Source organism: Parageobacillus caldoxylosilyticus NBRC 107762, assembly GCF_000632715.1.
Taxonomy (GTDB): Bacteria; Bacillota; Bacilli; order Bacillales; family Anoxybacillaceae; genus Saccharococcus; species Saccharococcus caldoxylosilyticus.
In genome coordinates this window covers 65,801-80,433 of sequence record NZ_BAWO01000031.1, presented here as the reverse complement: position 1 = coordinate 80,433, position 14,633 = coordinate 65,801, and the positions used below count along the sequence as shown (strand labels likewise).

The 14,633-nt window shown below is 46.8% G+C and carries 11 protein-coding genes and 1 riboswitch; of the genes, 8 read left to right on the top strand and 3 right to left on the bottom strand.

What is annotated here, in order from left to right:
• The first annotated feature begins 21 nt into the window (after positions 1 to 21).
• A complete protein-coding gene (locus GCA01S_RS10040; protein WP_042409573.1) occupies positions 22 to 1,530 on the top strand; it encodes a carboxypeptidase M32 in 1,509 nt (502 codons plus the stop codon).
• Between the two features lie 42 nt (positions 1,531 to 1,572).
• On the opposite strand, the gene GCA01S_RS10035 is transcribed toward GCA01S_RS10040, so the two are convergent.
• Genes GCA01S_RS10035 through GCA01S_RS10025 form a run of 3 tightly spaced genes read right to left on the bottom strand, consistent with a single transcriptional unit; the run spans position 1,573 to position 3,830 of the window.
• On the bottom strand, positions 1,573 to 3,222 hold the full coding sequence (locus tag GCA01S_RS10035) for a b(o/a)3-type cytochrome-c oxidase subunit 1 (RefSeq protein ID WP_042409571.1): 1,650 nt from the start codon (positions 3,220 to 3,222) through the stop codon (positions 1,573 to 1,575).
• Positions 3,223 to 3,693: a cytochrome c oxidase subunit II gene (locus GCA01S_RS10030; protein WP_017437378.1), complete on the bottom strand. Its 471-nt coding sequence runs from the start codon at positions 3,691 to 3,693 to the stop codon at positions 3,223 to 3,225. It lies immediately after the preceding gene.
• A 23-nt stretch (positions 3,694 to 3,716) separates the two neighbouring features.
• Entirely contained in the window at positions 3,717 to 3,830 is a 114-nt protein-coding gene (locus tag GCA01S_RS10025) for a cytochrome c oxidase subunit 2A (RefSeq protein ID WP_375781791.1), read from the bottom strand.
• A 485-nt stretch (positions 3,831 to 4,315) separates the two neighbouring features.
• Positions 4,316 to 4,417, top strand: a riboswitch (purine riboswitch).
• 123 nt (positions 4,418 to 4,540) lie between these two features.
• Between GCA01S_RS10025 and GCA01S_RS10020 the strand changes: the two genes are divergently transcribed.
• From GCA01S_RS10020 to GCA01S_RS09990, 7 genes are all read left to right on the top strand, one after another.
• Complete coding sequence (locus tag GCA01S_RS10020) at positions 4,541 to 5,128, top strand: xanthine phosphoribosyltransferase (RefSeq protein WP_042409568.1); 588 nt, start codon at positions 4,541 to 4,543, stop codon at positions 5,126 to 5,128.
• Complete coding sequence (locus GCA01S_RS10015; protein WP_042409565.1) at positions 5,125 to 6,432, top strand: nucleobase:cation symporter-2 family protein; 1,308 nt, start codon at positions 5,125 to 5,127, stop codon at positions 6,430 to 6,432. Before GCA01S_RS10020 ends, GCA01S_RS10015 begins: the two co-directional genes overlap by 4 nt.
• Before the next feature lie 541 nt (positions 6,433 to 6,973).
• Positions 6,974 to 7,954, top strand: a complete 981-nt coding sequence (locus GCA01S_RS10010; RefSeq protein WP_042409563.1) for a hypothetical protein — start codon at positions 6,974 to 6,976, stop codon at positions 7,952 to 7,954.
• A 507-nt stretch (positions 7,955 to 8,461) separates the two neighbouring features.
• The gene (locus GCA01S_RS10005) at positions 8,462 to 9,535 is read left to right on the top strand and encodes a type III polyketide synthase (protein WP_017437383.1); all 1,074 of its coding nucleotides are present in this window, start codon (positions 8,462 to 8,464) and stop codon (positions 9,533 to 9,535) included.
• Positions 9,526 to 10,101 (top strand): isoprenylcysteine carboxyl methyltransferase family protein, encoded by a 576-nt coding sequence (locus GCA01S_RS10000; protein WP_042409560.1) that lies wholly within the window; start codon positions 9,526 to 9,528, stop codon positions 10,099 to 10,101. The genes GCA01S_RS10005 and GCA01S_RS10000 overlap by 10 nt, the downstream gene beginning before the upstream one ends.
• Before the next feature lie 90 nt (positions 10,102 to 10,191).
• Entirely contained in the window at positions 10,192 to 13,878 is a 3,687-nt protein-coding gene (locus tag GCA01S_RS09995; RefSeq protein ID WP_042409557.1) for a dynamin family protein, read from the top strand.
• Positions 13,875 to 14,621, top strand: coding sequence for a nucleotidyltransferase domain-containing protein (locus GCA01S_RS09990; protein WP_042409555.1), 747 nt, complete (start codon positions 13,875 to 13,877; stop codon positions 14,619 to 14,621). The genes GCA01S_RS09995 and GCA01S_RS09990 overlap by 4 nt, the downstream gene beginning before the upstream one ends.
• The last annotated feature ends 12 nt before the right edge of the window (positions 14,622 to 14,633 follow it).

Genomic DNA, 14,633 nt, shown 5'->3' with positions numbered 1-14,633 from the left:
TTTTAGTAACCAGGCGCTACCATGATTAAAAAAATAGAACAACAATTTTTACAATATGTCAAAAAAATGATGAGTTATAACGAGGCGATCAGCCTTATGTACTGGGACTTGCGGACAGGAGCGCCGAAAAAAGGGGTCGAGCAGCGTTCGGAAGTCATTGGCATGCTTTCGCAGGAAGTATTTAAAATGTCCACATCGGAGGAAATGGCGGCGTTTATCGCCGAGTTGTCGCCAAAACATGCGTATGAGCAGCTTTCGGAAGTGGCCCGCCACACGTTAGAAGAATGCAAGAAAGAGTACGAGCGAAATAAAAAAATTCCGGCTGATGAGTATAAGGAATACGTCGTATTGCAGTCGAAAGCAGAAAGCGTATGGGAAGAAGCGAAAGCGAAAGCGGATTTTTCTCTGTTCCGTCCGTATTTGGAAAAATTAGTGGAATTCAATAAACGGTTTATTAACTATTGGGGATATGAAGGCAATCCGTACAATACATTGCTTGATTTATTTGAGCCGGGAATGACGGTCGACGTGTTGGATCAAGTATTCGGCAAGCTGCGTGAGCGCCTTGTCCCGTTGGTGCAGGAAGTCGTTGCTTCTCCGCATCAGCCGGAAACATCGTTTTTATTCCATCCGTTCCCGAAAGAAAAACAGCGCGCTTTTAGTTTGGAGCTGCTGCAGGAGCTTGGCTATGATTTTGCGAAAGGCCGGTTGGACGAAACGGTGCATCCGTTTGCCATCGGTCTGAATCCAAACGACGTCCGTATTACGACGCGGTATGATGAGCGTGATTTCCGCACCGCCATTTTTGGAACCATTCATGAGTGCGGCCACGCCCTATACGAGCAGCACATTTCGGAGAAATTGATCGGGACGCCGCTATGCACGGGCACATCGATGGGAATTCACGAATCGCAGTCGTTATTTTATGAAAACTTTATTGCCCGCCATTATTCGTACTGGAAACGCAACTATGCCCGCCTGCAGCAATATGCTCCGGAGCAGTTTTCTGACGTCTCTCTTGATGCGTTTTACCGGGCGATTAATGAAGCGAAGCCGTCGTTAATTCGCATCGAAGCCGATGAGTTGACATATCCGTTACATATTATGGTTCGTTACGAAATCGAAAAGCAGCTGTTTAATGGAGAGATCGAAGTAAAGGACTTGCCGGAAATTTGGAACGATAAATACGAAGAATACCTCGGCATTCGCCCGCATAACGATGCGGTCGGCGTGCTGCAAGATGTCCATTGGTCTGGCGGCAGCTTCGGCTACTTCCCGTCGTATGCGCTCGGTTATATGTATGCGGCACAGTTCAAGCATGCGATGCTAAAAGACTTGCCTCATTTCGATGAACTGCTCGAAAAAGGGGAATTAACGCCAATTCGCGAATGGCTGACAGAGCGGATCCATCAATTCGGCAAAACGAAAAAACCGCTGGAAATTTTGCGAGACGCAACCGGAGAAGCATTGAATGCCGACTATTTGATCCGCTATTTAGAAGAAAAATATAAAACCATCTACCAATTATAAAAGAAAAAATCCTCCCTCCCGCTTCGGGGAGGGGGATTTTTCTTACCATAATTTATATCCTTTTGACCCTGGCGGCGCGTTTTGAATCATATCGATGAATGGCACTGTATAGGCAATCAAAATAAGCGCGATCGTAATGCCAATCCATAGTTTCCAGTTATCCATAGCAAGTGCGGCGCGTTCTTGCGGTTCTGCCGCTTCGGCAACCGGGAATTCCGTTTCTCCTTTCGGTGCGAAGAACGCTAAGTTGGTGATAATGACAAGGACTAAAATAATGCCGATAAATAAAATCGTGCCGCCGACCGCTTGCGCGATTTGATACGGAATCCATTCGAGCGCTTGCGGCGAGTTTCCGTAAGTGGAAAATGCCGAACGGCGCGGCGCCCCAAGCAACCCGGCAAAGTGCATCGAACCGGACATAAACGACATGCCGACCGCCCATACCACCGTCTGAATAATCGCCAAGCGGTTCATCGCTTTTGTCATCACCCGGCCGCTTAAGTGCGGAACGAGCCAGTAGGCAGCGCCGAAGAACGTAAGCACGACCGTTGTTGCAACCGTTAAATGGAAGTGCCCTGTCACCCAAATCGTGTTATGGACGACTTGGTCCATTTGGTGGGAAGCGTTAATAATTCCGCCAGCACCGGCAGGAATAAAGAACAGCATACCGACAAACGGCGCGAAAAAGCGCGCATCTCCCCACGGCAGTTTGCGAAGCCAGCCAAACAGGCCGGTGGCACCTTTCGAGCGTCCGTATGCTTCAAATGTCGCAAACATCGCAAACGCCGTCATTAGCGAAGGAATGACAACCATAAATGTTAAGACAACTTGCACGTATTTCCAAAACGGCGTAATCCCCGGTTCGAGCAATTGGTGGTGAAACCCGACAGGAATCGAGAAAAATAAGAACAAGATAAACGCTAGCCGCGCTAAAGAGTCAGAGAAAATTTTCCCGCCAATCACCTTTGGAATAACGGCATACCAAACCATGTAAGCTGGAAGCAGCCAGAAATAAACGAGCGGGTGCCCGAAATACCAGAATAAAGTCCGGCTGACTAGAACGTTCACTCGGTCAACGATGCCAAGCGACCATGGCAACAATTGGATTAAAACGGTGGCTGCTACCCCCAGCGTACAAACAAGCCATAAAACCATATTCGTAACAGCCATAAAGGTAAGCAATGGGCTTGCTTTGCCAGGATGCTCTTTTTTCCAGCGCGCATAGTGGACAAAGGTCGCAAAGCCGCTGATCCAGCTGCCGACGACAACAAGGGTTAAGCCGAGATAAAAGCCGGCATGTGCTTGCAAAGGCGCGTAGAACGTATAAAGAACGGATGCTTGCCCAGTTAAAATGAAAAACGCTGTCGTCGCCGTACCGATCGTCATGGTCCAAAAACCGACCCAGCCCCAGAAGCGGACGCGGTTGGAAAATGTTCCGGACGTACGGCTTACTGCGGCGAATTGAAATCCGATAATAAAGAATGTTGTTAAGACGAGGCCAAGCAATACGCCGTGTGTTGTTAAAATGGTATAATAGCTGATGCCTGCCGGCAGCTGAAACTTTCCGGAACGCACTAGCGTTTGCAATAATCCGGCCAATCCTCCTAAAGCAAGGGCGATAAATGCGACATAAATATGCGCTAAAGCTAATTTGGCATCACGACGGTCTACTTTCACTGTTTCGTTCATCATTTACTCCACCACCTTAATTCGTCCAGTCATCATATGGTGACCAGCACCGCAATATTCATTGCAAAGGATCGTATATTCGCCTGTTTGATTAAATGTTTTCGTAATAGTATTGATATACCCCGGTTCCACCATCATGTTAATGTTTGTGCCTGCTACTTCAAAACCATGGATAACATCTTTTGAAGTCACATTAATCGTTACTTTTGCGCCTTTCGGAATTTCGATTTGGTTTGGCGTAAATGCAAAGGCAGATACGACAATGTTTAGCTGATATTCATTATCTCCGGTTTTGACTAAGCCAGGTTTATTAAACGGCGGTGTCTGATCTACTTTCTCGGGATCGATGGTCGTCAAGCAGCTCGGCGGCTGTTTGCCTTCGGCGAAGGCGCTTACGCCGATGACGGTCAAGAAGACAAACAGACAGGCAATGCCAAACGTAAGCCAAATTTTTTCGTATTTGTGCATATGCATGGCTATATCCCCTCCCTTATAAGCTATAAGCGATGCAAGAATAAGAAATAAACACTAACCCATGAGAAAATGATGAAAAACCCGAGCAAGAATACAGAAGCAAGCGTGCCTTTTAATGATGTGTCGTGCTCTTTCATTTTTTTTGTGTTTGTTTTTGTTCGCTGCAATTCTGGTTTTGCCATCTCCTATACCTCCTCCCAACAAAAGTCATCTCCTAACTTCATCATACAAAATCATGTGGAAAATGGTAGGCGCATTTTACTAGTTCACAAATTATTCATTCCTTACTTTGTCACTATAATAACCTTAAAAAATTGATATAACAGTGATTTTTCTCACATAGGCGGGAGGAGAAATGTGAAAATATTGTGAACAGCCGCTTTCATCATAGCAGGAGAACAGCAGCAATTGGATCGACTCAATGACAGGCAGCGGTTTCAAACTTGTCCCTGGCCATTGGCAGCGAACGCACGATTTTCTTCGCTACCCGTATAGGAAAAGCGTCGATGTTAGAGAGAAAATGATTATTATACGAACAATAATCTTTTATTAATAAAAAATGTTCGTGTAAATATCGAAAAAATGCTTTCCAAACGTCAAAAACCATGGTATACTGCAAATAACTTCATTATGCTGACTCACTCATATAATTGCAGGAATATGGCCTGCAAGTCTCTACCGGCCGACCGTAAATCGGCCGACTATGGGTGGCAATGTCAGAACGGAATCAGCGGCAAATGCCGAATAGGCATTTGTCTCGTTTGTTTTGGCTTAAAAGACATTGCCTGACTCATGAAATGAGTGAGGACAGTGTTTTTTAAGCTTTTTTATTTAAAGGGGGAACGGTATGCGCGAATTAATCGAAAAGATCATGGAAGAAGGAGAAGTGCTTTCCGAACATGTGTTGAAAGTGGATCGTTTTTTAAACCATCAAGTCGATCCGCAGTTGATGAAGAAAATCGGCGAACATTTTGCCGATGAGTTTCGCCATGAGCGGATTACGAAAGTGCTGACGCTGGAGTCTTCCGGCATCAGCCCGGCTTTGATGACTGCTTATGAGTTAAACGTTCCGCTGCTTGTGGCGCGGAAGCGAAAACCGGTAACGCTGTCGGAAAACACATATAAAGCGAGTGTATATTCGTTTACGAAACGAGAAGAAACAGAAATTTTCGTTTCGCAGACGCTGCTTGACTGTGAAGACCGCGTGTTAATTATTGATGACTTTTTAGCAAACGGCCAAGCAGCATTAGGTTTGACGGATATCGTTGCACAGGCGAAGGCACATGTTGCCGGCATCGGCATTGTTATTGAAAAAGCATTCCAAGGCGGCGGACAGCTGCTTCGTTCCCGCGGTTATCGCGTTGTGTCATTGGCGCGAATCGCTTCATTGCAAGACGGAACCGTGAAACTTATCGAAGAGGTGATGTGTGAATGAAGCCGTTGCAATTATGCTCATTAGGAGTTCAACATGTGCTGGCCATGTATGCGGGAGCGATTATTGTGCCGCTTATTGTGGGCGGGGCGCTGCACTTGACGTCGGAACAGTTGACGTATTTAGTGGCGATTGATTTGTTTACGTGCGGGGTTGCGACGTTATTGCAAGTGTGGAAAAACAAATTTTTCGGCATCGGTCTTCCGGTCATGCTCGGCTGTACGTTTACGGCGGTCGGCCCGATGATTGCGATCGGACAGCAATACGGGTTGTCTGCCGTCTACGGCGCAATTATTTCCGCTGGGCTGTTTGTCGTGATCATTGCCAAATATTTTAGCAAGCTGCGCGTGTTGTTTCCGCCGATTGTGACCGGCTCGGTCGTTACCGTCATCGGGCTTACGCTTGTTCCGGCGGCGATGAATAATATGGCCGGCGGACAAGGGGCAAAAGATTTCGGCGACATCAGCAATATCGCGCTTTCGTTTGGCGTATTGGCGCTGATTGTCATCTTATATCGCTTCTTTACCGGATTCATCCGCTCCATTTCCATTTTACTCGGTATGGTCATTGGAACGATCGCGGCGGCATTGATGGGAAAAGTAGATGTCGGCGCGGTGGCCGAAGCTTCATGGGTTCATCTGCCGCACGTGTTTTACTTTGGAATCCCGACGTTCAACGCAACGGCGATCTTGACCATGATTTTGGTCGCGCTCGTCAATTTAGTCGAATCGACCGGCGTGTATTTTGCGCTTGGCGATATTTGCAGCCGGAAATTAACGGATAACGATTTGGCGAGCGGATACCGCGCTGAAGGGCTGGCGATGGTGATCGGCGGATTGTTGAACGCGTTTCCGTATACGACTTATTCACAAAACGTCGGACTTGTCCAATTGTCGGGGGTAAAAACGCGCCGTGTCATTTATGCGGCGGGGATCATGCTGATTGTGCTTGGATTGGTTCCGAAAATCGCCGCGTTAGCAACGATTATTCCGGCGCCGGTGCTCGGCGGCGCGATGCTGGCGATGTTTGGCATGGTCATTGCCTATGGAATTAAAATGTTAAGCCAAGTTGAATTTGCATCGCAAGAAAACTTATTTATCATTGCCTGCTCGGTTGGCATGGGGCTTGGGGTGACCGCTGTTCCGAACTTATTCGCTGAACTTCCGGCAAGCATTCGTATTTTAACGGACAGCGGCATCGTCGCCGGCAGTCTCACCGCGATCGTGTTAAACATTTTATTCCATGTTCTTCCGAATAAAAAGCGTGTAAAATCCGCATCTTCTGTCTATCAACAGCAAGTATCGTAATTGATGAAAAGGGCTGGCTTTTAATATTAACGGATTCACTTGCGGGAGAGAAAATAACATATCTATTTCTATTAAAAGACCAATTCGCATTAGAATTGGTCTTTTAATTTTTGTTGATATATCAACATTTTTATTGTTTTGGCGTATAAAATCGCAACTAAATTCACATATGAATTAGCAAAATGGCAATCATGATGGTCACTGAAAAAATGGATGTGCTAAACGGACTGTTCTTTCAGATTCGCTGCATTTTTTAGGATCGGCTTAAAAATCTTGTTTTGAAGCAAAGAAAGAAGTTGAATCATATTCGATTTTTGGAGGCGGTGCTAAACATCCTTTTTCTGTATTTCAAAATCCTATTGACAATAAAGTAAATAATAATTTATTATTAGGTTGGTTATAACGTAAATTTATATTTACTTTTTTGGTTAATATCTAATAAAAATAGTAAATATATATTTATTATTTATGTATTTATAATTAATATATGTTTATTAATCGATTTATCACAACACAGTATAAAGAAAAAGGAGTGTTTTTTATGTATTCATCCGGGTTGAAGTTTGGGATATATCCGCTTGGTGTGGCCGGTACACCCGCCGGTTTAGCTGTCGGACCTCGGGACGACTATGAGCAAATTCAACTGGCATTAAAACACCTTCGAGGAGAATCTAAATCGCTGTTATCCAGAATTTATCTCGTTTATACGGGACCTGCTGATTCGGAGGAGAAACTCTTATCGATCGTGGAGAAATATGTGCGTTTGGGATTAATGGGAGACTTGGTAGTAGGTTCTTTGGCTCCGAACATAGAGATGGACCACTGGCTCGGGCTTATTAGGAAAATAATTAGACAGTATGGTTCCTACATTGATTCACTGCAAATTACGAATGAACCCAACTTGACCTTTATGGACGGATCGAACCCTAACATCTTGCCATTGTTGGTGCAGGGTGTTATTGCAGCAAAAGAGGAAACGCAAGCAGCGAATGTTCAAGTGGATATCGGATTTGGATCTGTACCGGATATCGGTCCGAAGGTGGTCCCACATTTTTGGGAAAACCTTGCCGAACTTGGCGGAGAGGTATTCGTGGATTCATTGGATTATGTCGCACATAATTTTTATGTAGATGTATTTGAACCGCCGCTCTCTTTGGAAAAAATTCCGGCTTCCGTCGAGAACCTGTTGCGGCGTTTTCGCGAAGTGAATCTCAAGACAGCCGGCATACCCGATTCCATCCCCATACGCATTACAGAAAACGGATGGCCTACTGGCAAAAACCCTTTTACAGGCAAAGACAGATCTTACGAACATCAATCTGAAGTACTAGAGACGATCATACGGACAGTTTATAAACTACGTCAAGAACTCAATATCACACATTATGAGCTTTTCGGTCTCAGGGATGCAGACAGTTCCAAAGATGATCTCTTTCATCAATTTGGCATCATGCGGGATAATTATACTCCGAAACCGGCGTTTTATACATTTCAGCGTTTGATACAGGAGTTAGGAATTTGAAAGTGTTCACAAAGTCAAGAAAAATTTTTTTTGATACGGTGATTCCTTAAATACGAAATGACTTGAGTCCCCATGTGGTTCTCAAGTTTTTTTCATTTTTTGGGCAAATAACCCCAAAATGACCGGATTCTCCCTTTATCCCTGGTAGAGGTCGTAAATGAATTTAATGTAATTTAAAACTAAAAGCTTCAATTATAGTGTAACATAAGGATTCCTTCATTTGAGGGTAATTTATAAAAAAACATTGTTATTGAACAGATGCGTTAGTTCAAAAAAGAAAAACGCTCGGAATGAAAATCCGAGCGTTTTTCTTTGCGATTTATATGTGTATTTTTGTGTTAAATGTATGGCTAATTACCTTGTTAGTTGGTGTATTTTTTAATATTTTTCCCTCCCTGAAGTAAACCCGTTGCTGTAATATGCCAGCTCTTTTTTTATTGATGCATACAATGCCGGTATTAGTAACAACATAACGGTAAAGGAAATGGAAAAAACAGAGGTGTTGCTATGCCGGTGATCCTTTCGGTTGGGACAGCGATATTGCCATATAAAGTAAGCCAAGCAGAAACGAAGCAATATGTCAAACAACTGTTTGCCTCCAGTTTTCCTCATATCGACCGTCTTCTTCATGTGTTCGAAAACGGAGAAATTGAATCAAGATCGTTTGTAAAACCGCTTGCATGGTACGGAAAACGCCATCGGTTTGCCGAGAAAAATGATTTATATATTGAAAGCGCGCTTCGTTACGGATGTGAAGCGATTCAAGCATGCCTAAACAATCCGGCGTTTTTAGCCAAGCCGATTACATACGATGAAATCGAGGCGATTTTTTATATTTCGACGACGGGGCTCGCTACCCCAAGCATCGAAGCTCGCATCATGAATATTTTGCCTTTTTCGCCGCATACGAAGCGAATTCCAATTTGGGGGTTAGGATGTGCGGGGGGAGCGGCAGGAATTGCGCGCGCCTATGAATATTGCCTGGCGTTTCCAAAAGCGAAAGTGCTGGTCATTGCGGCCGAGTTTTGCAGTCTAACGTTTCAGCCGGACGATCATTCGAAAAGCAATTTCATCGGCACCTCGCTGTTTGCCGATGGAGTGGCGTGCGTATGCGTTGCCGGCGACGAGGCGGCCGTTGAGGCAGGACGACCGCATATTATTGCTGCGCAATCCGTACTGATGCCTGATTCGGAAGATGTGATGGGCTGGGATATCCGCGATGACGGCCTGTTCGTTGTTTTTTCAAAAGATATTCCTTCGTTCATCCGCACGTGGCTGCGGCCGCAAGCGCAGTCGTTTTTGCAACAACACGGGCTAGCCTTTGGTGACATAAACCATTTTATTGCTCATCCGGGCGGCAAAAAAGTCATTGCGGCGTATGAAGAGGCGTTTGGCATCGATAAAGAAAAAACCAACATATCCTTCCAAGTGATGAAAGAGTTTGGCAACATGTCTTCGGCCACCGTCTGCGTCGTGCTCGAGCGCTTTATGAAACAGCCGATCCCGGCGGGAGATTACGGGCTGATGGTGGCGCTCGGCCCGGGATTTAGCGCGGAAATGATTTTGCTCAGATGGGAGTGACAACAATCGTGTTTTACCTCTTTTTGCTGTGGATTGTCGGCATGCGCCTCATGGAACTCATCATCGCGAAACGAAATGAGCGGATCGTCAAAGCGATGGGCGCGAAAGAATTTGGCGCGCGCCATTATCCGTGGATCGTGGCGATGCATGTCCTGTTTTTGCTTTCATTTACGGTCGAGTCATTATGGAAGGGAGCAGAGCCTTCTCCATGGTGGCCGTTTCTTTTTAGTTTGTTTCTCATCGTGCAAGGATTGCGGATATGGACGATATTGTCGCTCGGCCGCTTTTGGAATACGAAAATTTTAGTGCTGCCCAATGCGCCGGTTGTTGTCAAGGGGCCGTATCGCTGGATCCGCCATCCCAATTATTTCATTGTCGCGCTGGAAATATGGCTCATTCCCCTGATGTTTCAGGCGTATTGGACGGCGCTTGTTTTTTCGATTGCCAACGCGATTATGCTGTTGATTCGCATTGACGCCGAAGAAGAGGCGCTAAGGTCGCTAACGAATTATGGCGAGCAGTTCGCGGTACGCCCTCGCTTTTTCCCGTTTCGTCCCGTTAAGTAAAAGGCGGGACTTTTTATTTTTTTGTTGGGAAAAGTGTGTAAATACAGTAAAATGAATATATACGATATTAACGCGTGAGGGGTATTGTGCATGAGTCCACTGGCAGAGCAAACGTCGCTAACGCCATGGTTGCAAAAAATGATCCATATACACGACATATTCATCGCCCACGGCGATGAAACGAACGCGAAAAAAGTGCGGCAGCTGTTGGAAAAAACGGCAAAACGGGAATTGGTGATCGCGTTTTGCGGCCATTTTTCCGCCGGCAAATCGAGCTTGATTAACGCGTTGCTTGGCGAGCCGTTATTGCCATCAAGCCCGATTCCCACCAGCGCCAACTTAGTTAAAGTGAAATCGGGAAAAGAATATGTGCGTGTTTTTTATAGACACGAACCGCCGGTCGAATACGACCCGCCGTACAATGAAGAGCTGATTCGCGACCAATGCAAAGACGGGGATGCGATTGAATTAATTGAAGTAAGCCGGCAGACTCCGCGCATTCCTGGCGGCATTGTCATGATGGATACCCCGGGAATCGATTCGACCGACGATGCCCACCGGCTTGCCACCGAATCGGCGCTGCATTTAGCCGATGTTGTGTTTTATATGATGGATTATAACCATGTGAAGTCAGAGTTGAATTTTCAGTTTACGAAAGACTTAACGAACCATGGAAAGACATTGTACTTGATTGTCAATCAAATTGATAAACACCGCGAGCAGGAATTGCCGTTTCACACATTTCGCCAGTCGGTGGAAGAAGCGTTTCGCGACTGGGGAGTGAAAGCGGAGCGCGTGTTTTTTATATCGTTAAAGGAGCCAGACCATCCATATAATGAATGGAACGAGCTGGCACACTGCATGCATGCGCTGTTTCGCGACAAAGACGGCCGGCTTCTGTATGGAGTGGAAACGGCGCTAAAGCGGCTTGTCGACGAGCATGTTCGTTGGCTTAAGGAGCAGGACGAAGAACACGAACAGGCGCTGCAGATGCGGCTTTCGGAGTTAGGAGGCACGGGAGTGGAAGAAGAAGCGGCGCGGGAAAGCCTGGCGCGCCTGCAAGCGGAGCTGGAAGAGCTTGACACAGCCCTGCATCAGCTAGAAGAGGACTTTCGCCGCGAGCTGGACGGAATATTGGAACATGCTTATATCATGCCGTTTGAAACAAGGGAGCTGGCAAAAGCATATTTGCAATCGATGCAGCCGGATTTTAAAATCGGCTTTTTCTTTGCCAAGTCGAAAACGGAACAGGAGCGCGAAAAGCGATTGCAGGCCTTTTATGAAAATGTAAAAGAAAAAGCGATGGCGCAAATCGAATGGCATGTGCGCCAGCTGTTTACCCGCTTCAGCAAAGAACATGCCATCGATGACCACGAACTGCTTCGTGATTGCCAGCAATGGACGGTGACATGGGAAGCGGAAATGCTGGCAAACCTGGTCAAAAAAGGAGCCGGGGTGACCGGAGAGGCAGTGTTAAATTATACGAACGATGTCGCCTATGAAATGAAAAAGCGGTATCGTAACGCAGCGATGCAGCTGTTTGCCGCGCTGCTGGAAAAATGGAAGGAACAAGCAGAAGAAAAACGCCGTCAGTTAAAAGAACAGCTGGCCGTAGAAGCAGAAAAGTATGAACTCCTTTGCGAGCTGTCTTGCCGCAGCGTGGAGCGGAAACAGCGGCGGCAGGAGCTAATGAACTTGCTTGAATCGGAGTGCAGTGAAGAAGACATCGATGAAAAGCGGCTTGCCGAGCTGACCGAATCTCCTGTGATAAGAAAACAGCAGCATAAAGCGGCGGCACTGGCTTCCAAACAGACGGAAGAAAAACAGCCGCCATCCGTTTCAGAGCAAGCGCTCGATCGGCCAAGCGGATCATCGCGCAAAAAAGTGCAGCAAGCGGTACAGCATCTGAAAGCAGCGGCAAAAACAATCGAAACAATCGGCATCATGAATCGGTTTGTCTCCCCCCTAATCGAGAAAGCAAATCGATTGCAGCACCGTGCCTTTACCGTCGCGCTTTTTGGCGCGTTCAGCGCCGGCAAGTCATCGTTTGCCAACGCGCTGATGGGCGAACGGCTGCTGCCGTCATCTCCAAATCCGACGACGGCAACGATTAATAAAATTGCGCCGCCAACCGAAGTAAACCCGCACGGAACGGCCCTAGTGCAAGTAAAAAGCAGCAAACAGCTGTTTTCTGACATTCAGGCGTCGCTCCGCCATTTTCAGCAGGAGGCAGAAACGTGGGAAGAAGCATGGGCGATGTGCCAGAAAATATCAAACTTAGAAAAAGTGGAGCCGCACCAAAAGCCGCACTATGCTTTTCTCCGCGCGGTTCTTTCCGGCTATGAACGCATGAAAGAGCAGCTCGGTCATACGTTCCGCATCGGGCTTGATGAGTTTTATCAATATGTGGCCGATGAAGCGACCGCCTGTTTTATTGAATGGGTGGAACTGTACTACGACTGCGCTCTTACCCGCCAAGGAATCACCTTGGTCGATACGCCGGGGGCTGATTCGATTAACGCGCGCCATACGGGGGTGGCGTTTGATTATATTAAAAACGCCGATGCGGTTTTGTTTGTTACGTATTACAACCATGCGTTTTCCAAGGCAGACCGCGAATTTTTAATCCAGCTCGGCCGCGTCAAAGACACCTTTGCGCTTGATAAAATGTTTTTTGTCGTCAATGCCGCGGACTTAGCGCGCTCTAAAGAGGAATTGGACGCTGTCTTGGCGTATATGAAAGACCAGCTTGCCCGCTTTGGCATCCGTTTTCCGCGCCTTTACGCGCTGTCAAGCCGTTTCGCCTTGGAGGAGAAAATGGGCGGAGTAAAGGGGCAATACGGCTTTTTAACCGAATCGGGCATTGGCGCGTTTGAGAAAGATTTTATGCGCTTTATCATCGAGGAGTTAATGGAAGTGGCGATTCAAGGCGCTTATGCGGAAATCGAACGGGCGCATCAAACGATAGTGGAATACATCCATGCCGCGCAAAAAAGCGGGGAGGAAAAAGCGGCCAAACGGCAGGCGCTGCTAGAGGAACAAGCAAAAATGCATGATATTCTCGGCAAGATAACGGCCGAGCACGATTGGCAGGCGCTTATCCAAGAAACAGATGAACTTGTGTATTACGTCAAACAGCGCGTATTGCTGCGGCTGAACGACTGGTTTAAAGAAGCGTTCAATCCGGCTTCTTTAAGGGATGACGGACGCGATATCCGCCGCGCTTTAAACATGTGTCTCGAAGAGTTGCTGCATTCGGTGGGCTTTGATTTAGCACAAGAAATGCGGGCGACGAGTTTACGAGTGGAGAAGTTTTTGAAAGAGCGGCTTCAAGATCAATTTACTGATGCATGCAAAAAGCTGGAACAGATTCATCCAGGGATGCCGCTGTCCGATTTAGAGGCTGTTTCCTTTGTCACACCGGAATTTGACAACGGGTTAGAACACATAGACCGGTCAAGATTTGCAAAAGCATTATCGATGTATAAAAACGCGAAATCGTTTTTTGAGCGGGACGAAAAGCGGTTAATGAAAGAGGAAATCGAAAAGCAATTGCAGCAGCCAATCGATGAATACCTTGCCGCCCAAAAGCAACAGCTGCTTTCCGCTTACGAAGGGCAATATAAAGCGGTGATAGAGGAGCTAGTTGCTCTTTTAACCCACCAAGTCGACGACCATTTTGCGGGACTATACACGGCGTTAACGGATGCTCTCGATATCGAACAGCTGCACCAATGTGCAGCGCAGTTAGCTCGCATATTGGAGGAGCGGGGATGAACAAGGTCATCGAACGCGGATTGATGGCGATTGAAAAACAGCAAGCGGTTCGCATATTGTACGCGTGCGAGGCAGGGAGTCGTTCCTATGGAATGGAGACGCCAGCGAGCGATTATGACATCCGGCTGATCACGATGAAACCGGTTCGCGCCTATGTATCGGTTGTCAAACCATCTTTGTCATGGAGTCATTCTGCCCCGCCGTATGAGTGGCACAGCTGGGATATTTTTAAAGCACTGGAGCTGCTTCGCAAATCCAACCCATCGTTGTATGAGGGGTTCTCGACGCCGATCGTTTACGCAAAAGACGATTTCTTTTACACGAAAATGAAGGAAATGATTGATAAGCATTACTCATTACGAGTTTTGGCCCACCATTACCATTCGATGGCAATAAAAAATATTCATACTCTCACAAAAAAAGAAATGGAGCCAAAAGCATATATAAAAACGTATGTACAAGCGCTGCGCGGCGCGCTTATGTTCCGCTGGATCGTGTGCCGCGGCACGCTGCCGCCGCTTCTGTTTACGGAATTGGTGGATGGGGATGCGTCGCTACACGAGTTTGTAGAGCGGCTGAAGCTGGCCAAACAAGGAGAACAGACGGATGTTCGCCAATTTGCGCCGGAAACAGTAGCAGCGCTCCTTGACGTTGATTCGTCGGTCATTGAAACGCTGCCGGCAGGCGAGCCGCTCGATGTCCGCATGCTTGATGAATTGGCATGGACGCTGTTAGGCGTATAAAAAGGGGAGATG